Source organism: Faecalibacterium sp. 7, from assembly GCF_049562865.1.
Classification (GTDB): Bacteria; Bacillota; Clostridia; order Oscillospirales; family Ruminococcaceae; genus Faecalibacterium; species Faecalibacterium wellingii.
In genome coordinates this window covers 397,414-417,974 of record NZ_CP186911.1, presented here as the reverse complement: position 1 = coordinate 417,974, position 20,561 = coordinate 397,414, and the positions used below count along the sequence as shown (strand labels likewise).

The window sequence follows — 20,561 nt, the reverse complement described above, 5'->3', positions numbered from 1 at the left end:
AAAATAAGCCAGTATTTTCTTGAAATGGGAATAAAAAACAGGTATAATACACAGAGAGGTGAATGGTCGAGGAGCTTAATCATGAAATGAAGGAACTGCTATGAATCCTTATTATACAGCCAATACCATCTTTGTGGTGTTGGCCATGATGATCATGCTGGCGGCGGTCAGCTTCAATACAACGCTGGATCAGCAGCGCAAGAATATCACCCGGGTCCTGTTTCTGGTCATCAGCACGGCGGCACTGTGCGAGTGGCTGGGCAATGCGCTGGACGGCACCCCGGCAGAATCTATCGGGCTGCATAAGCTGGTAAAATATGTCGAGCTGTGCAGTGCGCCGTATCTGGGCCTTTTGTGCGGCAAAAGCCTCAGCAGCCGCGTTTTGTGGGAAAAGGGCATCCGATGCCTGCTGGCATTCCATGTGATGCTGGAGACCGTGAGCCTGTTCACAGGGCAGATCTGGTATGTGGATGCGCAGAACATCTACCACCACGGCCCGCTGTACATTGTGTACATTGCGTTCTATTGCTTCAGCACCGTATATTATCTGGTGCAGGGGCTGCAGACCTTCCGGCGCTACCAGCAGAGCGGCAGCGTTATGGTGCTGCTGCTCACGGTCTTTCTGGCCAGCGGCATCGCGGTGACCCTGTACGATAACAATGTGGAGATCATCTGGCTGGTGGTGGCCATCTCGGCCATTATGCTGTACAAATTCTACGGCGACATCTTGCAGCAGGTGGACGGCCTGACCGAGCTGGGCAACCGGTGGAGCTTTGAGGACCACCTCAAGCGGTACCGCGGTGCCGGTGTGATCCTGTTTTTTGATGTGGATCACTTCAAGATGATCAACGACACCTACGGCCACGCGGTCGGCGACAAATGCCTGTGCACGGTGGCGCAGGGCCTGCGCGAGGTGTACGGCGCCAGCGGCCGCTGCTTCCGGATGGGCGGCGACGAGTTCTGCGTGGTGCTGCGCCGGGATCTGGACAGGGTGGAGCAATTGAACGCTGAATTTGACGCATGGCACAAGGGACATGTTGAGAGCGGCCAGCCCGTGATGAGCATTTCCGTCGGGTGGGAAGCCTTTGACACCGGCACAGAAAGCGTGAAGGAAGCCTTCCGCCGCGCCGACGAGGCCATGTATCACGCCAAAAATGCGTGCAAAGAGGCCCACATGAAGGAAACAGACGCAGCTTCTCAGATATAAAGCTCCTGTTCGCGCAGGGATTCTTCCGGGGAAAGCCCGGACTGCGCGGCATGACCGGCCATTGCCCGCCACTGTGCGGGGGATTGGCCGGTTTCTTTTTGAACACGCGGCACAGGTAGTTGGCCCCGGAAAAGCCGCACAGGCTGGCGACCACGTCCAGTGTGTATTCCCGGTGGAGCAGCAGCCGCTGGGCGGCCTCGATGCGCACGGTGGTCAGATACCGGCCCGGCGGTACCCCGATGGCAGCGGTAAAGGTGCGCACCAGATGGCTCTTGGACACGCCCAGCCGCTCGCTCAGCTCTTCCACGCCGTACAGGCCCGCGTAGTTGGCGCGGATGTCCTCAATGGCGGCCTGTACCAGCGGCGGCAGGGCAGGGGCGGCGCTGTCGGCGTCAGAAAGCTCACACAGCAGCGCGTAGGCCAGCTGGCTGCGCGCCCGGCTGTGGGAGGATTTTTCCTCGGCCAGACGGCCCATCAGCTCGGCGGCAGCAGGGCAGGAGCCGCCCTTGGCAAGGAAGGGCAGCTCCCGCAGCCCGGTGAGAAACTGAGAAGCGGCCTGCCCGGTGAGCTGGACGCAGAGCAGGTGACAGGCGCTTTCCGGCACGAGAGACAGCGGCGCACGGCTCAGGATCAGGTGTCCGGCGGGCACCGACTGCGGCGGCAGGATCAGCGCGGCCCCCGCCGGCGAGGGCCCGGCCCCGGGGACGGAGGCGGTACATTTGCCGCTGGACACAAGGCAGACCCACAGCCCTTCTCCCGACAGGGTGAGGGGTGCGGAAAGCTGGAGATCCTGCACCGAAGAGGGCGCGGCGACAACGTTCCAGTCAAACAGCAATATCTGACACCTCTAATCAATAAAATGCTATTTTATATCACAAAATTATCTGCTATTATAGTACCAACGAAACAACACGCCGTCAAGTGCGTGAAACACAAAATATCAAACGGAGGATAACGCTTATGGCTTCCATCAGCTGCCAGCACATCTACAAGATCTACCCGGGCGCAACTGCCCCGTCCGTTACCGACTTCAACCTGGAGATCCAGGATAAGGAGTTCATCATCTTCGTCGGCCCCTCTGGCTGCGGCAAGTCCACCACCCTGCGTATGATCGCCGGTCTGGAGGAGATCTCCAAGGGCGAAATGTACATCGGCGGCCGTCTGATCAACGACGTTCCCCCGAAGGATCGTGATATCGCCATGGTGTTCCAGAGCTACGCTCTGTACCCCCACATGACCGTTTACAAGAACATCGCTTTCGGTCTGGAGCTGCGCAAGACCCCGAAGGACGAGATCGACAAGCGCGTGCACGAGGCTGCCAAGATCCTGGAGATCGAGCACCTGCTGGACCGCAAGCCCAAGGCTCTGTCCGGTGGTCAGCGTCAGCGTGTTGCTCTGGGCCGTGCAATGGTTCGTAACCCGGCAGTCTTCCTGCTGGACGAGCCCCTGTCCAACCTGGATGCCAAGCTGCGTACCTCCATGCGTACCGAGATCATCAAGCTGCACAAGAAGCTGGCTACCACCTTCATCTACGTTACCCACGACCAGACCGAGGCTATGACCATGGGCGACCGTATCGTTGTTATGAAGGACGGCATCATCCAGCAGGTCGATACCCCGCAGAACCTGTACGATATGCCCTGCAACATGTTCGTTGCCGGCTTCATCGGCAGCCCCCAGATGAACTTCCTGGACGGCACCCTGATCAAGAAGGGCGACCTGTACGGTGTTGACCTGGGCGGCGACGTGATCCCCCTGCCCAAGGAGAAGACCGCAGACGGCAAGCTGGATGCTTACGTCGGCAAGAAGATCAAGATGGGCATCCGTCCCGAGGACATCGACGATGAGCCCGAGTTTATGGCAAAGCACGCTGACTGCCAGCTGGATACTCAGGTGGACGTCTCCGAAATGATGGGTGCTGAGATCTACCTGTATCTGGAGTACAAGGGCAACAAGATGACCGCTCGTGTGGCTCCCACCTCCAAGGCTCGCAACGGAGACACCGTCCGCGTTGCATTCGATCCCCACAAGGTCCACCTGTTCGACGTCGAGACCGAGCTGACCATCCTGAACTAAACATTTTAGCGACGATCATTTTTGATCCTCCTATCATAAGAGAAACCGCCGAAGGAAAGAAACCTTCGGCGGTTTTTCGTTTAGGTGGGTTTGTTCAATCGAGACAGAATGCGCTGCCAATCATGGTTCTGTAGATCATCATCCCGGTTGCGAGTGGTGCTGGGGTGGTAGACCGGATAAACAGGATAAGTTTTTTCTACCTGCTCGGATCGATCCAAAAGCCGCAGTTCGACGAGAGCGGTATTGTCTACAAGGCTGCGGAACGAAGTGTCAGGCATGGGATCCTGCGGCAAGGCCAGCAGACTGTTCCGGCAGCAGGCCAGTGAACGAAAAGCAGCTTCCCCTAAAACAATGATGATTTTGGGATCAAGAATTTCAAGCTCATCCCGGAAGAACTGGCTGACGCAAAGGGTGAGCCAACTTTCGTTGACAGGGCCGGAATTATTGCGCTGACGGTAGCAGCAGGCGGCATTCGTGAAAAAACAACGGTTCAGATAAGGCCCCAGAAATTTTTTGATCCGGCGGTCTGTTGGTGAATCGAAGTTCGTGATCGGGCTGTCAAGTCTGCCAAAATCCTGCCCGACGATCAGAATATCGGGATTGTAATTTCTCACCCAAGTGTTCCAGTGATTGATAACGGATGGATCGGCCGATGGCGCATGACACAAATGGTCGCCCTTCCGATAGCCGGGAGAAGAATAAATCGTTTTACACAAATGGCAGGCCGAAACTTTGCCTGCCAGCTGTCGGAGCTGTTCCCGCTTTTCTTCCTCTGTCATAGCACACCTCGCTTGTTCATGCTTCAATCAGCCCATGCTCTACACAATAATGATAGATGCCGTCCTCCGCGCAGGCACCGCAGATGTCTGTGGCTGCGGCTTTCAATGCGTCCGAGCCGTTGGCCATGGCCACGCCGGTACCCACAGCGCCAAACATTTCCAGATCGTTGTTGCCGTCGCCAAAGGCCATGGCGTCGGCTTTGTCGATGCCGTAAGCCGCCAGTACATGGGCGATGCCGGTGCCCTTGCCGCCTGCGGTGGGGATAATGTCCATGGCGCGGTCCCACCATGCGGCGATCTTGGCACCGTGCACATCCTGCATCAGGCGGCCATATTCCTCGGCGCGCCCGCCGATCATGATCTGGTACACTTTGCCTGCGGCCAGTGCGTCAAAATCCTCTGCAATGGGCACGGGGATCTTTGCAATGGCGCAGTAATCGGCAAGGTCTGCATCCGCGCCATTTGCGGCAAGGCGGCTCTCGGTGGCAAGGCACATGGGCCGGCCCAGCGCGGCGGCATTCCGGCGCAGGGTGCGGATGTCCTCTGTGGGGATGGGGCTGGCAAACAGCACCCGGTCCTTATCATAACAGTAGGAGCCGTTGAAGGTAATAAACACATCGAACTGCACACCGGGGAACTCTTCCAGCGGCACCGTCATGGGCGAACGCCCGGTGGCAATGGCCAGCCGGATGCCGTTTGCCTGCAATTTGTGCAGGGTGGAGAGCATAAGCGGTGTGATGCACTTTTTCTGCATGTCGATGAGGGTGCCGTCAATGTCAAAAAAGAGGATCTTTGGCTTGTGCATAAAGCACTCCTTTCAGGTGGGGGCGGCGGGCTGGCGCACCAATTCGATAAAAGCCTTCATCTGAGGTGTGAGCCATTTGTCCCGGTGGTAGAACAGCTGGCGGTGCATCTCCACGGCACAGTCCGGCACGCTCAGCCGGGCAAGGTGCCCTGCGGCCAGCGCCGGACGCACGATGTATTCCGGCAAAAAGGAAAGCCCCATGCCCTGCTCCACCATCTGGCACAGCAGGGCGGCGCTGCCCAGCTCCAGATACGGGTGCACGGCAAGTCCGCGGGCCGCAAGGCACTGGTCCAGCGCGTCCCGGTAGCTCATGCCCCGCTCGGTGAGCAGAAACTCCTGCTGCGTCAGCTCTTCCAGCGAGACCTCTGCCTGCCCGGCCAGCGGATGGCCGGAGGGGGCGATGAAGCACACCGGTTCCGGCACGTCGGCGGCAAGAACGAGGTTCGGCTGCAGAAGGGGCTGATCCAGCGTGTAGGCCAGATCGACCTGATTGGTGCCCAGCATCTGCAGCATCCCGTCTGCCGTGGTGGTGCACAGCACCAGCTCCACCTGCGGGCACAGGGCATGGTAGCGCTTGAGCAGCCCGGGCAGAAAGGTGGAACAGACCGAATCCGCCAGCGCGATGCGCAGGCTGCCGCTGATCTGCTTTGCGGGCTGCAGCGCGGCCTGTGCCTGCTGGGCCGTGGCAAGCAGGGTGCGGGCGTAGCCCAGAAAGGTCTGGCCTGCATCGGTAAGCCGCACCGTCTTGCCCACCCGGTCGAACAGCGGGGCCCCCAGCTCAGCCTCCAGCTGGGCGATCTGGGAGGACACCGCAGACTGGGAATAACCCAGATGCCGGGCTGTGCGGGAAAAGCTGTGCAGCTCTGCAATGTGCAAAAAGGTGTTGATGTTCCGCAGTTCCATAGACAGACCCCCTCAGCGGCGGCAGACGCCGGTCACGGTCAGAAGCTCCCCGTCCACGGTGAAGTGGACTTCCAGCGGGCCGAACTCCATGCCGTACACCCGCTGGGGATCGTGCTGGTAGGAGGGGCGCGGGTCGTTTGCCAGCACACCGGTCAGGGCGGCGCGGTCGGTCTGCGGCACCTGTGCCAGCAGCTCCGGCGGGAACGCTACCTGCAGATGGTGGGACCGGGTCTGCCCCGTGAAACCCTCGGCGGCGTCCGGGTGGCAGTCGGCATAGGGGATATAGGGCTTGATATCGTAGATGGGGGTGCCGTCCATCAGGTCGACACCGCGTACGATGAGCACCGGGCCCACGTCCGGCCGGTGCTCAATGGCTTCCAGCCGCACGCTGGAAAGGCCCAGCGGGTTGGGCCGGAAGGGCGACCGGGTGGCGAACACGCCCATGCGGGTGTTGCCGCCCAGACGGGGCGGGCGCACGGTGGGAGACCAGCTGTCCCGCACTGCACCGGAAAACTGCCACACCAGCCAGATGTGGCTGAAATCTTCCAGCCCGCGCACCGCGTCGGCGCTGCGGTATTCCGGTGTGAACACCACCTCGCCGCGCAGCTCCTCTACAAGGCCGCTCTGGCGTGGGATGCCGAACTTGGTGGGAAAGGCCGTGTGGATATGTGCAATGACCTTCAGGGTCATCTCTTCGGGTGCAGTTGGCATGGCGAACTCCTTTTAATAGATCTTTTTCAGGGGGCATTCCGGCGGGATGCCGTACCGTGCCCGGAATGCGTCCAGTTCCTGGGGCGTGCGAATGAGCTGAACGTCCTCAAAATGGCCATCCGGGGAGATGAAACCGGCCACCTGCTCCCCGGTGCAGATGCTGCACCGCAGTGCGGGCTGCTGGGTGGCGGGGTCGTAAGAACGGGCAGGCTTTTTGCGGGAGAAAAACATGAGAAGCCTCCTTCTTTTATGAAACGTGCCTGAAAGACTGCAGGCGGCTCACAGCCCCCGGCACAGGCCGACGGCCCGGCCCTCGATGTGCAGTTCTTCCAGCTGCGGGCCGGTGTAGACCATGGGCGGGCAGACGGCAGCGTTGTCGGCAATGAGCATCACGGTGCTCCCCTGACGATGGAAGTGCTTGAGGGTGGCCTCGCTGCCGATGCGCACCGCTGCGATCTGGCCCTGCTCCACCTCCGGCTGGCAGCGGATGCATACGATATCCCCATCGCAGATGGTGGGAGACATGCTGTTGCCGTGGCAGGTCAGGGCAAAGTCGGCCCGCCACGCGGCGGGAACACCGATATAGCGTTCAACGTTCTGTTCTGCGGTGATGGGCGTGCCGCAGGCGATGGACCCGATCAGAGGGACCCGCACCATGGCAGGCAGCGGCTCAAAGCCCGGCGGCGGACAGGGCGCATCCAGCCCCAGCAGGTAGGCGGGAGTGGTCTCCAGCGCGGCGGCAAGCTCTTCGAGCTTGGCCTGCGGCAGGTCGTTGACGCCCTTTTCCAGCTTTGTGATGGAGGATTTGGAACGGTAGCCCATGCGCTGGGCAAGCTCCTCCTGCGAGAGGCCCAGCTCTTTGCGGCGCAGGCGCAGGCGGGTGGATAATTCAGACATGGAAAACCTCTCTTATAAACGTATGGTTGTTTGTTGAAGTGAAGGTCTGCTGCCCTCAGTATACCAGATAATTGCATTAAAATCAACTTTTTTCGGTGGATTTGGAAAAATGTGTTGACAATAAATCAATACAGGAATATACTACAACCAAAGATTGTTACACGTCGATGCAAATACAAAAAGGAGAGAGGAACATGGCAAATACAGAGATGATCCGGGAGTACATTCGTGCCAGCGGCTACAAGCTGCAGTATGTGGCACGGGCAATGCAGATCAGCCCCAACGCGCTGGGACAAAAACTGCAGGGCCACACGCAGTTCAAGCTGAACGAAGCGGAACGGCTCAGCGCAGTGCTGGGTCTGAGCATGTACGAGCGGGACCTTTGCTTTTTTGAAGAGCAGAACCGCCGCGAGGCGCTGGCGCGCCGTGCGGATGAAAAAAGGAGGGGAGAGTGTGACAAACGAGCAGAGAAATAAAACCCGGCTGGCGCTGTATCGGTACGGGATGCGGCAGAGGGCGCGCAATCCGGTGGAACACAGCTGGTGCGCCGCCATCGAAGAGAGCCTGACCTATTACCGCCAGCACGACCCGCTGCGCGCCGACCTGTTTGAGCTGCGCTATGTCCAGCACCGCACAGAGGACGATGTCATGGACCGGTTGCACATCGGGCGCACGACCTATAAAAAAGCCCAGCAGGATCTGCTGAGCACCGTGGCGGTGTACGCGGCCGAGCGCGGCGTGTTCTACCGTGAAACAGACAGCTGAAGAATACGAATGCCCCCGGAGCATGCCAGCAGGCAGCATCCGAGGGCATTTTAAGTTGAGATACCGGTTCCATGCGCAGGGCGCACCGCCGGAACGGCTTTTTGCTTGGACGTGCCCTGCTTGCGAAATGGATTTCAGTGCTTTTTGCCGGGGTCCGGGTTTTCGCAGCGGCTGTGACAGGATGCACAGTTGCCGCCGCAGCCTTCGCCCTTCCAGCCGCCCTGCTTGGAGATCCATACAACGGCCAGTGCAAACAGGATGACCAGAACGATCAGCGTGATGATTCCACGAAGTGTCAACATTTTTCTGTACCTCTTTTCCGGAAGGAAAGGTTTCCGCATTCAGTATACACGATTTTGCCCCGAAGGGCAACGGAAAGTAAAAAGAAAAAGTGTGATTTTTTTAAAATTAGGGCTTGCATTTTGGCAAAGGCCGTGCTATAATAATCACGTTCCAGTTCGGAGCGCACGAAACAAAATATGGAGGATTAGCTCAGCTGGTTAGAGCACCTGCATCACACGCAGGGGGTCTGGGGTTCGAGTCCCTAATTCTCCACCATACAGTTCGTACTCGAACCCGATTCTTTATGAAAAAGGGTTCGGGTACGTTTTTTGTTTATCGGAGGTTCTGCGAAAGGACTACTCGGAACAGTAAACGAGCAAAGGCAGGGTATCACCATGACGGTGGTATCCTGCCTTTTGCTTTGCGGAATCAAGTTCGCTTTGTGCGAACTTGATCATCCCCCTATATGGCGCGTTTGGGGGTAGTCGCTGCGTACGTGCGTACCGGGAGCCTGTACACCTCTGACAAGGTGTAACACACTAGACTTTGTGCCAAAGTCTGTATGCCAAGGGGCCAAGCCCCTTAGAATCCCTGCGGAGCGTGTACGTACGTACGCAGAAAAATGGCAAAATTTCACTATATCGGGGTGTTCTTTCATTGGAGAGTATGGTATACTCGGCTTAGTTCAACAAATAAGAATTTAACGGAGGAAAAATAAAATGAGTAAAGCATATGAATTTTTGAAAGAATGTGGTGCATTTTTTGTATTGTCTATAAATGGTGACTATCCAGCAGGTAGACCTTTCGGTGCAGTAATGGAAGTTGGAGATGATTTATACTTATCTACAAATGACATGAACGATGCTCACAAACAGATGCGAGAAAATGAGCATATTCAGATTGTCGCAAAGAAAGCAGAATCAAGGGAATGGATTAGAATTACTGGTATAGCAACAGAATGTGATAATCAAGCGTTAAAGCAAAGAATGCTTGAAGAATGTCCTATTTTACAACAGAGATTTGGTGCGGTAGGAATGGAACATTTTATTATGTTCAAAGTAAAAGTAGAGAATGTAGAAATAAAGTAAAATTCGCGTTTGTGGAGCGAAGCGGAACAATGAAAGCCCCAGTGGGGCTTTTAAGTGACAGAACGGTCTTGCGGCAACAAGATGGAGGGGTCTCGCCCCGACAAGTTCCAGTTTGCTGTACTCGTTCCTAGCAGGGTTTGGGGCAGGCACGCCCCAACAAGAAGCTGTCCCAAAGGGGCAAGAATTTTCAAGAATTGAAAATTTGTGGCCACGGGACGATTCTTGCTCTCACCTTTTTCGCTGCGTTTCGCAATTTTCACATTTCAATCTGCTCGCAGATTGTTGACAAGCTGCGCTTGACCCGATACTATAAAGGCAAGTCGAATACGCGCCAAGGAGGTGCAACCATGACCGCCGTGATCTACGCCCGCTATTCATCCGACAGCCAGCGTGAAGCGTCCATTGAAGGACAACTGCGCGACTGCAAGGACTACGCCGAGAAGAACGGCATCACCGTGGTCGGCACCTACATTGACCGCGCCTACTCTGCCAAAACAGATGACCGCCCGGACTTTCAGCGGATGATTAAGGACAGCGCAAAGAAAATCTTCGATGTGGTTCTGGTCTGGAAACTCGACCGCTTTGCCCGGAATCGGTTCGATGCCGTGAACTACAAGTACCAGCTGGAAAAGAACGGTGTCCATCTGGTGTCTGCCATGGAACCCATCTCGCAGGGGCCTGAAGGCATTATGGTGGAGAGTATGCTGATTGGTATGGCGGAATACTATTCCGCCGAACTCGCCCTGAAAGTGGCGCGCGGTGAGCGCGAAAACGCCCTCCAGTGCAAGTACAACGGCGGTGTGGTGCCGCTGGGCTTCACCATCGGCAAGGAGGACAGGCTGTACCATATCGACCCGGAAACGGCTCCCATCGTGCAGGATCTTCACCCGGTACGCCGACGGCGAACCGGCTGAGAAGATTGCAGCATCCCTGAATGAGCGCGGCCTGCGTACCCGCACCGGGAAGCCGTTCGTGAAGAACAGCTTCTTCCAGATCTTCCGCAACCGCCGCTACATCGGCGAATACCGCTACAAGGACATTGTGACGCCGGGCGGCATTCCGGCCATTGTTGACCAGGACCTGTTTGACCGGGTGCAGCAGCGTTTTGAGCAGAACAGGATCGCCCATGGTCGGCCTGCAAAAGAGGATGTGAGCTATTTGTTGACCACCAAGCTGTTCTGTGGCAAGTGCGGCACCCTGATGGGTGGCGAAAGCGGCACCAGCCACATGGGAAACACCTACTATTACTACAAGTGCGGCAACGCCAAACGCCACGGCAAGGCGCACTGCGACCTGAAAGCCATCCGCAAGGAGCCGCTGGAGCGGTTCGTGGTGGACACCGCCATTAAGGTGATTTTTAGCGACGAAATCATCGAACGGCTGATAGATTTGGTCATGGAAGCCCAGCAGCAGGAGAACACCCGGCTGCCTGTTCTGAAAGAGCAACTCCGGGATACGGAGAAACGACTCGCAAACCTTCTGGAAGCCATTGAACAGGGCATCCTGACCCCGACCACCAAGCAGCGGTTGGACGAGCTGGAAGCCCGGAAAGAAGCCCTGAACACCAGCATTCTGGAAGAAGAGCTGAAAAAGCCCGTCCTGACCCGTGAGTGGATTCGGTTCTGGCTTGAAAAATTCCGCAAGGGTGACGTGGGCAGCACGGAACACCAGCGGCAGATCATTGATACCTTTGTCAACTCGGTCTACGTCTTTGATGACCGGGTCGTACTCAATTTCAACTTCACGGATGATGCCAAAACGGTCACCCGTGAGGAAGTGTTGGGTTCGAGTGCTGTGGACAATGCTCCACCATGCAAAAGCCACTAACAGAAGTTAGTGGCTTTTCTTTTTGTGTTATACGCGGACTTATGTTGGTGTATGGAGAATTAGGGACTCGAACAGCACGGCCGCGCCGCAGGCGGGGCAATCAAAGCCCTAGCAGCAGCAACGACGACCGCAGCCTGCGGCTGAAGCAGGGAGGAGTTGTTGGGGCCGCGTTCTGATTTTTCAAAGCCCTGCCAAGGGGCTGAAGAAAAATCAGCAAACGCAACCCGTTGCTTTGATTCGTGCGCGGGTTCCAACGGTCAGGAATGTCTACCGGGGATGATGCTCAAAAGTCCAGCTGGTCAGAGAATGGTTTGAAATCTTTAAGCCCCCTTTTCAGTCGTTTGTAGCAAGTTTGTAGCAGATCTGTAGCAAAATTCGGGGACGAACGGCAAAATGGCTCTGAAAACCCGATTTTTGCAGATTTTGGGGTATAAAATTTTATCCTTGAATTTTGTGCAGAATGACGGCGACGCTTTCCATTCGGATTCTGATGCCGTACAATAAAGGAAAAGATCATGGATGAAAGGAGAAAGCACTGTGCGCTACACCATCAGGCATTTTGATTTGCCGCTGCTTACCTTTGAAGCAAACATGGACAGTGCAGATACTGACCTCCATATTATAAAGGTCTACGAAGAAAACCGTTCCTTTTTACCTTTGAACCTGACTGTATCAGAAGATGGTGTAGAACGCTGGCTGCGGCATCGCACAATTCCGAAGAACCGAGCGTATGTAGACGCTCTGCTCTCTAAGGTGGGGCTTTCTTTGAATCGACCGCTTGGAATTATTGCAGCCAATAAAGGTCTTTCACTCAATGATTGCTTTTGGGTAGATGCAGAGGGCTCCGGTGACACCTTTGAAAAAGTAAATCTTTACGATAACCGATTCAGTCAGGTGCTGGCAGCAATCGCCTTTACAGGATATGGCAGCAGCATACGAACTTCGCTTGCGTCCTGCCCGGAGTTCTCGACCAACGGGATGCTGCCAAAATGCTGGCGCAGACAAAACGGAAAAATCTATCTTTATAAAGGTGGCACGTCAGGGTTCAGTAATCTGGGATTTGAACCGTACTCGGAACTGTACGCCTATCAAGTTGCGCAGGCAATGGGTGTAAATGCAATTCGCTACACTCTAACGAAAGACCTGAAAAAGACGCTTTGTTCCAAGTGTGAGCTGTTCACCAGCAAAGAGTATTCTTATATTCCCATCGGACAGCTTGTGTCCAAAGGTGGAATAAAAGCAATTTTTGCGTATTATCAGACGTTAGGCCAGACCTTTGTGGATGCGCTGGAAGATATGCTGGTCTTTGATGCAATCATCTGCAACACTGACCGCCACTATGGAAACTTTGGCGTGTTGGTGGATAATAAGACCAACACGATTGCGGCACCCGCACCGCTGTTTGACCACGGAAACTCGCTGTTCAGTCTGGGCGGAACGAATCTTTGGGACAACCAGAAAGCATTTGATGAATATGCCCGCACACTGCTTCCGCTTGCATACGATGATTTCTTTGCAGCTGCAAAGAGCGCAATGAAACCTCGTCACCGTGCAATGTTCCATAAGCTGCTGGATTTCCATTTTGACCGCAGAGCGACACGTTATAATCTGCCGCCAAATCGCTTGAAGATGATCGAAAAAGAGGTACAGCGCAGAGCAAGAGTACTTTTAGGGTAAAAAGGAAATCGCCAAACGTGAGAGATTTTTCTCTCATGCATTGGCGATTTTTTGTATCCATGAGAGAAAGATTCTCACAGATCAGCAGCTTTTCTCTTTGAAGTTGTTATGCCTTCGTTGTGGTCAGAACTTCATCATTGACCAGCTGATTGGCCTTATGCCGCCCCTGCGCGGACGCACAGCCTGCTGAAGCAGACCTTTTTGCTGTAGATGGCCCGGGGGTCAAGATGGATAGTATGATGCTACAATAAAAAGAGACTGATGCAGTGCAACAGTCTCTCGATAGCAATGAGGCTTATATAACGGGCATTTTTTTATAAAAATCCGTAGCAGCGCCTCCCATTCCAAGAGTGGTTTTGATGCCAACTCCGCCATGGGATGCAAAAGAGAGCAACGCGTTCCAAAGTTCCAGAAGCGGCGGCGCAAGGCGTGCCTCGATGGTCACATTGCCTTGAAAGGCTGGAATGCGCGTTTCTTTCAACAGATAACGTGTGGTATGGAGATTATAATCCACAATATGAAGCCCTTGCTGTAAAGCCTGCAGTGCATCAGAATCGATAAGGGCATATTCTGGAAAGGCAGCGTTCCAATGCGTAATCAGACTTTGCAAAAGCAGAGTTTCCTGCGGGAAAATAGTATAGCGGCCGGACTGTTTGAAGGCGCAAGGCGACAGAAAAGCAATTTTGGCACGGGTTTCGCTGCGGGAGCGCCCAGAACGGATCAGCTCTTCAGCGGAGATTGCCGGAAAGGTGCGGACCTCTGAAACCGGGAGTGTCAATTCATGCAGAGGGATTTCCTTTGCAGATTCCAAAACGGGAAAAACTACCTGTCGAGCAGCGTCATTCAGCAGGTTGACCGTCCAGATCAAAGACTGCTTTTCCGGTGAAAAGCATAGAAAATGCGCAATGGGGTGTTCCCCTTGCAGATGCATCTGCTCTCCAAATTCAGAAGAAATCTGTGACATCAGCCAGCCATACAGACGATAGGACCACGACTGGGGAATCCGCACATCATTGGGCGAAGATAAAACCAGTTGAATCTGCTGGATCATAAGATACTCACCCCGCAATATCCATAGGGATAAAGTCGACCACGAAAGCGAGCATATTTCATGGTGTGCGGGGAAATACCTTTTTCGGCATCACGCTCATGCTTATGTTTACGGAACATCTGAGCCATTTGCTCTGCTGTCCAGCGCAAACCTTCTTTTTCGCCCAGATAGGGATATGCCAGCGACTTGGCAAAGAACCCGGAGCCGCCGCCCAGGATCAGATAGGGCTGCTGCGGCAGGTTGACGGCACCGCGCGGCAGGGTAAAATGCCGAGCGTAGGTCTGCTGATAGGATGCATCGAACTGTTGGATGGCTTCCAGCAGAGAGTCTTTTGTAATGCGGCCCTTCAGCACAGACTGATCCAGGGTCAGCTTGAACCGGATGGCTGTGCCCGGTGCGGCGCATTCCCGGCAGAGGTTGATGCTGTGGGTTCCGCCATCTGTGGCGGAGTCTGTTTTTCCGGCCAGCATCATGCAGTTGTCCGGGATTGAGAGGCTGTCGGAAACCTGAATGCCACGGAAAATGCTGTTGACAGCGTCCGAAGCGATGCTTCCATCTTTCAGAGTGCGCAGATGCAGCTGGTTGACATATTTCTCTTCCGGAAAGGCGGCCCGGCGGTTTGGTGCAAGGCTGTGTCCGGTGCTGCGGTCAGCCAATACCGCACTCAGCAGCCATGCAGTACGCAGCGCACCCTTGATGCTGCTGCCGGGAATGTAGGCATGGCCCTGCGCATCACGCTGGAAAGCATGGATCTCTTTCAGCGAGTGCTCAGCATCCAGCGCATCTCCCACCTCGATCTGATAGCGCGTCAGCGTTTTCAGTTCTGCATCGGAAATGCCGCAGTCTTTGGTCAGAAAGGCCCAGAGATTGGACTGCGCGCTAAGCATAAACTGTCCGTACTTGTCCACCAGATCGTGCTCGACCAGAAAACTGAAAAATTTTTGCTCGTCCAGAAAGGAGACTTTGCCATTGCGGGTGTTGTACATGTACTCTTTTTTGGTATAGCTGCTGCCGTTGCCAACAAACAGAGGTGCCCATACATTCAGAGTAAGGTCAAAGATCTGCAGATGATCCTGCTGAATCATAATGTCACCCCCATAAAGATTGGCTTGGAATAGCGGTATACCGGATGCACATCCGACAAACCAACATCATACAAAGCACCCTGATAACGATTTTGCAGGACAGACCCTGCCGAAAGGGCATACTGCGTTTTTTTCTTCAGTGGAGTTTCCACACGATCGGATGCCATGAAGCCGCTGCGGCGCACCAGCTGGAAGGAGGCACCCTCTAATGCATGATCCATTTCATCTGTCTGCGGCAGGCTGGTGGTCAGCAGCAGATAGGGTGCGCGGTTGGCAGAAAGTGCACGGCGCAGCCACTTGGTCTGCGCGTCAGAGGGTGTATTTAGACAAAGCTTTTGCACTACATGGAACTTTCCGTAACCAGAGCTGACTTTGCCGCCGATGCCGGTAGCGCCCAGCCAATCCAGCAAATACTCCAGATCTTCATCCTGACCATCTTCGGTAAATCCGCAGATGAAATACAGTCCGCAGTCCGGTGCAAAACGGAACAGTCCAACCTGATACGGCATGGTATCCCCCTGCATGGGAACGGCTGCCTTGGTCTGCTCATAGTGGGTGCCAAAACTTTCCGGTTGCTCGTCAGGGGTAAAATGACCTTCATGCAGGCTTCTGGCGTAGCGGTCGAATTCCAACACAGGGATCCAGGCTAGCTTTTTTACCTTTTTGCGCAGGGTGGTTTCCACTTCCTCAGTGGATTCTGACGCGGCAATGGGCTTTGGCAGGTAAAACGTTTCGCCATACCAGGGCATTGTATCGCTGAGCAGGAATTTTCCCTGCCGGACCTGCGCACAAAGCTGTTCTAAGGCTTCTTCTCCGTGCTGGACGAGGGTCTCATGGCAGAGGGCAGAAAACAGGGTATCTGCCCGCAGGGTTTCTTCGGAGGTATAAAGCGACAATGCAGAGTCGGCCCCTCCAAAATGAACAGCTGTGTCAAACTGCAGCTTAAACAGAAAATAGTTCATAACTATCCACCTCATCAAAGAGGGATTTCAGGTGGCTGAGATCCGCCTGCGCGCCATAGCCTTCCAGCGCAAAGTTTTTCAGGCTGACACGGCCGCTGCCGCGGGAACCATGGCCGCCCAGATAATCCATCTGCAGCAGCTTCATGCCTTTGGCCAGAAGAGAAAGATCTTCCTCGACCTGTGCCGGGTCGATTACATCGTAAACGATGCTGACACCGAACTTTGCACCGGCGATCACACGTTCGATCTGGCGGGGATTGGCCACAGAGTTGGCACGGGAAATTGCGTTTTCGGTCTTGACCTCGGTCACACCCACATTGGAAAGCTCTTTTGCATTGGACAAAAAGGCATCCGCAAACTGCAGGCGGGAACGGCGCACCGGCTCCGAGGAACCGAACAGACGCAGAATGCGCTCGTCGTCCTTGTCGAAAGCAGGCATGTGTTCGATATCCTGACAGGTGCTGCGGGCCAGCAGGGTGCGCAGTTTGCCTTTCAGACTGCTGCCGGGTACGATGGGATAACCGGTATAGGGGTCACGCACCACCGGGCTGTCCACAGCACCAATGGCAGAAAAGGCAGAGGAACCGCCGATGTGCATACCGGTGCGCACTTCCAGATCGCACCGGATCAGAATTTTTCCATACATATGATTACCCCTCCTTGCCGCCGAAGTAGCGGTGGAAAGCGACCAGCGCTTCCATGTAGTGTGCAAAGCGGATCAGGTCCGCACGGTCGGTGGAAATGCCCTTGAGGTATTCCAGCAGGTTCGTCTGCGCCACAAAGCTTTTTACGGTATCATCACGGCCGCACTCATAAGCCACCCGGACCCGCATCAGGTTGAGCTTCACGATGCTTTCTGGCCGCAGCTTTTCATCGGTGCGGATGTTTTCCGTATTAAAGATATCCGTCACGAGGCTCAACAGGTTGCGGATTTTGCTGGTGGTCACGGTCTTGCCGCCGCTCATGAGGCTGCGCATAATACGCTCGGCTTCGTCTACATAATCTTCCGGCACCTTTTTCGGCGTGATCTCCGGCGGCAGCTCTTTCTGCTGCCCATAGCTGCTACGGCTGTTATAGCTGCCGGAACTGCTGCGGTTTCCGTTGTAGCTATTGCTATATCCGCTCCGGTTGTTGTTATAGCCACCGCCGCCATAGCCGCCCCGGCCATTATCATTCCATCCTGCCATCTGTGTCGCCACCCTTTCTGTTCTGATAGACATAAATATAAATTGCGGTGATGAGCTGGTGACGCTGTACGGCATCCAATGCCCAATCCATCATGCTGTGAGAGAATTGCTCGTAAAGTTTATAATCTGGCGCATTCTTTTTGGGGGAAAGCCGCGCCAGCAGGTAAGCGTACCGTGCAAGGTTGATGCGGTCGTTTTCTGCTTCCCGCAGCAGTGCCAGAAGATTGTAGAGCATGGCGTTTCCATGCTCGGCGTTATCCTTGCCGAAGAAGCTTTGCAGGCAGCCGACCTTTTCGGTCAGGACCTTTGTACGGAATACATCCCACGCATAGATATGTCCCTGCTCCGGCTGCACCAGCAGATTGCCCTTTGCATCCCGGACTGCTTTGCGCTCCGGCGTAAACAGGGCCACTGCATTTTTGCCGGGCAGATGCTTGGCGGCTTCTTCCAGCGCGGCAGTTTCCTCGGCGGAAAGCCGGATGGGGTAATGGTCATCAAAGATGCCGATGCCTGCGCTGAGAGTCAGTGCACCGCAGGAGAATGCGGTAAAATTACGCTGGATGCGCTGTGCTGCTTCCAGAACATCGTTCCATGCGCCCACAAGGAATACATCGTCGCCGCCGGCATAGACGATGCTTACATGCAAGCCCTCTAGAATGCCGTTGATGTAGCACTTGAAAAACAGTGACATCTGCCGGGAGAACGCCGAGGTGCGGGACAGGGTAACATAGTGCATCCGTTTGACCGGGTCTTTCTCGTTTTCCTGTTCAAAACCGGAGATGAAGGCATGACCGAGGTTATCCACATCCATACGGCAGACCGCAATGCGGCGCACGCCCTCGGACTGCCCGGCCAGTTCTTCCATGCTGTTGCTGGCGGCGTAATCGCCAACATACAGGTTGGTGCTGTAAGTAAGGCCGGTGAACGGTGCATTTTTGGTATATACACGCACGACCGGCTCGCCGGAAGCCAGCCGTTTGCGGGCAGAGAACTGATCCGTCAGGGACAGATATTCGCTGCCGCCGTCCAGTGCGGGCAGCGTACAGTCATCGGCAGCCGAGGGCTGACGGCTTACCACCAGAACGCGCTTGTTCTGGATCTTAATGGAAAGATCTACGAACAGTTTGCACCAAGGGCAGAGATCATCCTTCAGGTTGGCACTGGTGCCGCACACCTTGCATTCCCGGCCATCCGGGTAAGCGGCGGTACTGTTCAGCAGCCGCAGATCCTCTGCGGTATAGCGGTGGAATTTGTGCTGTTCCAGCAGCCGGTTCACCCGGCGGAACAGCTCTTTGTAGGGGCTTTTTTCAGCCGGGGTATTGGTCAGGTCGTTGCCGGAGCAGGGTGTCCATGCGTTGGCCAGAAACAGCTGGGTGCCGAACTGCTGCTGCAGCCAGTGGTTGAACTGCCGGTTCCACCGGGTCAGGGTATCGGCCACAGCGGCAGTGTTGGGCAGCAGCACATAGCAGTGCCCGCCGCCGCTGTAGATCAGGTTGGCGCGGGACACGCCGCACCCGGCCAGAAGCTCGTCCAGATAGTGCTCCATGAGCAGCTCCAGAAAGAACGACCGGCTGCGCAGGGAGCGCAGGGCGTTTTCGGTATGGACGGTATAAAGAAACTTCTGGATGCGGGAAAAATCGGCGGTATAGAGCAGAAAAGCGTCCTTCTGGCAAAAATCCTTCTCCTGCTCAAAAAGTGCCTTGCGCAGGTCGGTGATGTTGTTTGCCTGCACATATTCGCTGATGCACGCCGCAATGGCTGCGGTGGTCTTGGCGTGGTCAAACAGGGAAACATCCGGGCTTTCGCCGGTAAAGGTGCTGGACGGAAAACAGCTGAACTGCGTTTCCAGCAGACCCAGCAGCGAGTTGATCCACTCCGGCTGCGGCTGCAGAATCCGGCAGGCACTCGCTCAGCTTGCGCACGGCATCTGCATAGACGGAAGCGGAAAGCGGCTGCTGCTGCCGTGGCAGCTTCAGGCTGCCGTCCTGCGGCTGCGCAGGCATCATCCAGCCGGGGTGGGAACCGTTCAGATGGGTGAACACCGAGTCCAGCGGAAAGTCCCGCCGGAAGGAACTGCTTTCGCCTTCGACCTCCCGGCGGTCTGCGGCGGCAGAAAGATCATCTGCCAGATAAACGATATAGGCCGGGGAATCGGCCGGCAGCGCCTTTGCTGCACCGCGCAGCGCGGCGGCGTGGTGGTAATGCACGCAGTCCAGAACCGGGGCCCAGTCTGCGCCGGACAAAACGCCGTGCAAAAATTGGTAGCCCTGTTCACTGTGGCTGCCGCGCTGCCCACCGGCACGGTACACCGCTTTGCCGGTGTCGTGCAGCAGCCCGCCATAGGTGGACTGCAGGGTGAGAACGTTCAAAATACCATCTCCTTTACGGATTGTGGAAGAATTGCACAATAAACGGAAAATGTATTTGTTGATTTTGTAAGAGATGCTTGGAATTGGCTTTATTATAACACATTTTGTCGCTATGTAAAAGCCGCAGCAGAGAAAATATCACAGCAGCTGCAATCGTTCCGTTCATAGAGGAACAGCCCACGGAAAACAAGAAGTTAAGGTTTGCAAAAGAAAAACTCCGCATCTTTTTTTGATGCGGAGTTTTTTGTCCCCTTACGGGGATGGTACTGAATCATTTGGTCGTTGAAAATGTCCATAAAGGTTTTCGCCCCCTTACGGGGATGGTACATGCTTATCTGCGGTCTCATGTGGAACGGCGAGGTTTTCGCCCCCTTACGGGGATGGTACAATCCATTTAATGACGAAATACTTGAGGCTGCGTGTTTTCGCCCCCTTACGGGGATGGTACTTAAAGATACGCAGAAAGGAAATTACTATGTTTAGTTTTCGCCCCCTTACGGGGAGAACCCTCTCAGTCACGGCTTACGCCGTGCCAGCTCCCCCGAAAGGGGGAGCTTAGTACAAGGTAAGTGGCAGCTGCAAAAGCTCTCCCTTCGGGAGAGCTGGCGCGCAGCGCCTGAGAGGGTTTTGCGGGGAGAAGTTGAAGTCTGGTACAAAGACTTTGATGGCATGGCAAAGAAGTTTCTGCCCCCTTACGGGGATTGTACAAACGCTTTAAGTCCCTTGATGATATCCGGGCAGTTTTCGCCCCCTTACGGGGATGGTACTTCTGTTCTGTTCTGTTGTATTCCTAGGCAGCAGTTTTCGCCCCCTTACGGGGATGGTACCATCAAGACTGCTACCAAGAACATCCGCAAGAAGTATTCGCCCCCTTACGGGGATGGTACTCG

General features: G+C 55.3%; 20 protein-coding genes, 1 tRNA gene, 2 pseudogenes and 1 CRISPR repeat array (1 of these 24 running past the window's edge). Of the genes and pseudogenes, 8 read left to right on the top strand and 15 right to left on the bottom strand.

Features of this window, described 5'->3' with window-relative positions:
* Positions 1-100 precede the first annotated feature (100 nt).
* Positions 101-1,207 (top strand): GGDEF domain-containing protein, encoded by a 1,107-nt coding sequence (locus ACKXF7_RS02225; RefSeq protein WP_423742011.1) that lies wholly within the window; start codon positions 101-103, stop codon positions 1,205-1,207.
* A 136-nt stretch (positions 1,208-1,343) separates the two neighbouring features.
* Here ACKXF7_RS02225 and ACKXF7_RS02220 read toward each other — a convergent pair.
* A pseudogene (locus tag ACKXF7_RS02220) lies at positions 1,344-1,682 on the bottom strand (helix-turn-helix domain-containing protein); the annotation flags it as partial.
* Positions 1,683-2,167: 485 nt separating this feature from the next.
* Here ACKXF7_RS02220 and ACKXF7_RS02215 point away from each other — a divergent pair.
* Complete coding sequence (locus ACKXF7_RS02215) at positions 2,168-3,283, top strand: ABC transporter ATP-binding protein (RefSeq protein ID WP_249237996.1); 1,116 nt, start codon at positions 2,168-2,170, stop codon at positions 3,281-3,283.
* Positions 3,284-3,363: 80 nt separating this feature from the next.
* Here ACKXF7_RS02215 and ACKXF7_RS02210 read toward each other — a convergent pair whose 3' ends face one another.
* From ACKXF7_RS02210 to ACKXF7_RS02185, 6 genes are read right to left on the bottom strand one after another with little or no spacing between them, the layout of a single operon-like run.
* Positions 3,364-4,062 (bottom strand): uracil-DNA glycosylase family protein, encoded by a 699-nt coding sequence (locus tag ACKXF7_RS02210; protein ID WP_348584541.1) that lies wholly within the window; start codon positions 4,060-4,062, stop codon positions 3,364-3,366.
* A 16-nt stretch (positions 4,063-4,078) separates the two neighbouring features.
* On the bottom strand, positions 4,079-4,867 hold the full coding sequence (locus tag ACKXF7_RS02205; protein WP_423742010.1) for a Cof-type HAD-IIB family hydrolase: 789 nt from the start codon (positions 4,865-4,867) through the stop codon (positions 4,079-4,081).
* A 12-nt stretch (positions 4,868-4,879) separates the two neighbouring features.
* The gene (locus tag ACKXF7_RS02200; protein ID WP_339395475.1) at positions 4,880-5,770 is read right to left on the bottom strand and encodes a LysR family transcriptional regulator; all 891 of its coding nucleotides are present in this window, start codon (positions 5,768-5,770) and stop codon (positions 4,880-4,882) included.
* A 12-nt stretch (positions 5,771-5,782) separates the two neighbouring features.
* Entirely contained in the window at positions 5,783-6,481 is a 699-nt protein-coding gene (gene tsaA / locus ACKXF7_RS02195; protein ID WP_423742009.1) for a tRNA (N6-threonylcarbamoyladenosine(37)-N6)-methyltransferase TrmO, read from the bottom strand.
* A gap of 12 nt (positions 6,482-6,493) precedes the next feature.
* Positions 6,494-6,712: an aspartate dehydrogenase gene (locus ACKXF7_RS02190; protein WP_339395477.1), complete on the bottom strand. Its 219-nt coding sequence runs from the start codon at positions 6,710-6,712 to the stop codon at positions 6,494-6,496.
* Positions 6,713-6,760: 48 nt separating this feature from the next.
* A complete protein-coding gene (locus ACKXF7_RS02185; RefSeq protein WP_249238000.1) occupies positions 6,761-7,378 on the bottom strand; it encodes a LexA family protein in 618 nt (205 codons plus the stop codon).
* 194 nt (positions 7,379-7,572) lie between these two features.
* On the opposite strand from ACKXF7_RS02185, the gene ACKXF7_RS02180 reads away from it, so the two are divergent.
* Together ACKXF7_RS02180 and ACKXF7_RS02175 are read left to right on the top strand one after the other, a co-directional pair.
* On the top strand, positions 7,573-7,854 hold the full coding sequence (locus ACKXF7_RS02180; protein WP_249238001.1) for a helix-turn-helix domain-containing protein: 282 nt from the start codon (positions 7,573-7,575) through the stop codon (positions 7,852-7,854).
* A complete protein-coding gene (locus tag ACKXF7_RS02175; protein ID WP_249238002.1) occupies positions 7,832-8,143 on the top strand; it encodes a hypothetical protein in 312 nt (103 codons plus the stop codon). The genes ACKXF7_RS02180 and ACKXF7_RS02175 overlap by 23 nt, the downstream gene beginning before the upstream one ends.
* A gap of 134 nt (positions 8,144-8,277) precedes the next feature.
* Here the strand turns inward: ACKXF7_RS02175 and ACKXF7_RS02170 are convergent, their stop codons facing one another.
* Complete coding sequence (locus ACKXF7_RS02170) at positions 8,278-8,445, bottom strand: FeoB-associated Cys-rich membrane protein (protein ID WP_418265452.1); 168 nt, start codon at positions 8,443-8,445, stop codon at positions 8,278-8,280.
* 179 nt (positions 8,446-8,624) lie between these two features.
* Between ACKXF7_RS02170 and ACKXF7_RS02165 the strand changes: the two genes are divergently transcribed.
* From ACKXF7_RS02165 to ACKXF7_RS02150, 4 genes and pseudogenes are all read left to right on the top strand, one after another.
* Positions 8,625-8,701, top strand: a tRNA-Val gene (locus ACKXF7_RS02165).
* Positions 8,702-9,144: 443 nt separating this feature from the next.
* Positions 9,145-9,513 (top strand): pyridoxamine 5'-phosphate oxidase family protein, encoded by a 369-nt coding sequence (locus tag ACKXF7_RS02160; protein WP_112144476.1) that lies wholly within the window; start codon positions 9,145-9,147, stop codon positions 9,511-9,513.
* 347 nt (positions 9,514-9,860) lie between these two features.
* Positions 9,861-11,340, top strand: a pseudogene (locus tag ACKXF7_RS02155) (recombinase family protein).
* A 537-nt stretch (positions 11,341-11,877) separates the two neighbouring features.
* On the top strand, positions 11,878-13,017 hold the full coding sequence (locus tag ACKXF7_RS02150) for an XRE family transcriptional regulator (protein ID WP_423742008.1): 1,140 nt from the start codon (positions 11,878-11,880) through the stop codon (positions 13,015-13,017).
* A gap of 295 nt (positions 13,018-13,312) precedes the next feature.
* Here ACKXF7_RS02150 and cas6 read toward each other — a convergent pair whose 3' ends face one another.
* The 7 genes from cas6 to ACKXF7_RS02115 are packed head-to-tail and all read right to left on the bottom strand — an operon-like array spanning position 13,313 to position 19,671.
* Entirely contained in the window at positions 13,313-14,068 is a 756-nt protein-coding gene (gene cas6 / locus ACKXF7_RS02145; protein ID WP_423742007.1) for a CRISPR system precrRNA processing endoribonuclease RAMP protein Cas6, read from the bottom strand.
* The gene (gene csm5, locus ACKXF7_RS02140) at positions 14,065-15,153 is read right to left on the bottom strand and encodes a type III-A CRISPR-associated RAMP protein Csm5 (protein WP_423742006.1); all 1,089 of its coding nucleotides are present in this window, start codon (positions 15,151-15,153) and stop codon (positions 14,065-14,067) included. Before csm5 ends, cas6 begins: the two co-directional genes overlap by 4 nt.
* The gene (gene csm4 / locus ACKXF7_RS02135) at positions 15,150-16,115 is read right to left on the bottom strand and encodes a type III-A CRISPR-associated RAMP protein Csm4 (protein WP_423742005.1); all 966 of its coding nucleotides are present in this window, start codon (positions 16,113-16,115) and stop codon (positions 15,150-15,152) included. Before csm4 ends, csm5 begins: the two co-directional genes overlap by 4 nt.
* Complete coding sequence (csm3, locus tag ACKXF7_RS02130; RefSeq protein ID WP_423742004.1) at positions 16,096-16,761, bottom strand: type III-A CRISPR-associated RAMP protein Csm3; 666 nt, start codon at positions 16,759-16,761, stop codon at positions 16,096-16,098. The genes csm4 and csm3 overlap by 20 nt, the downstream gene beginning before the upstream one ends.
* A 4-nt stretch (positions 16,762-16,765) precedes the next feature.
* Complete coding sequence (gene csm2, locus ACKXF7_RS02125) at positions 16,766-17,302, bottom strand: type III-A CRISPR-associated protein Csm2 (protein ID WP_423742003.1); 537 nt, start codon at positions 17,300-17,302, stop codon at positions 16,766-16,768.
* The gene (gene cas10 / locus ACKXF7_RS02120; protein WP_423742601.1) at positions 17,286-19,151 is read right to left on the bottom strand and encodes a type III-A CRISPR-associated protein Cas10/Csm1; all 1,866 of its coding nucleotides are present in this window, start codon (positions 19,149-19,151) and stop codon (positions 17,286-17,288) included. The genes csm2 and cas10 overlap by 17 nt, the downstream gene beginning before the upstream one ends.
* Positions 19,081-19,671, bottom strand: coding sequence for an HD domain-containing protein (locus ACKXF7_RS02115; protein ID WP_423742002.1), 591 nt, complete (start codon positions 19,669-19,671; stop codon positions 19,081-19,083). The genes cas10 and ACKXF7_RS02115 overlap by 71 nt, the downstream gene beginning before the upstream one ends.
* A 679-nt stretch (positions 19,672-20,350) precedes the next feature.
* Positions 20,351-20,561: direct repeats of the CRISPR family, unit length 27 nt; unit sequence GTTTTCGCCCCCTTACGGGGATGGTAC; it runs 357 nt beyond the window's last position.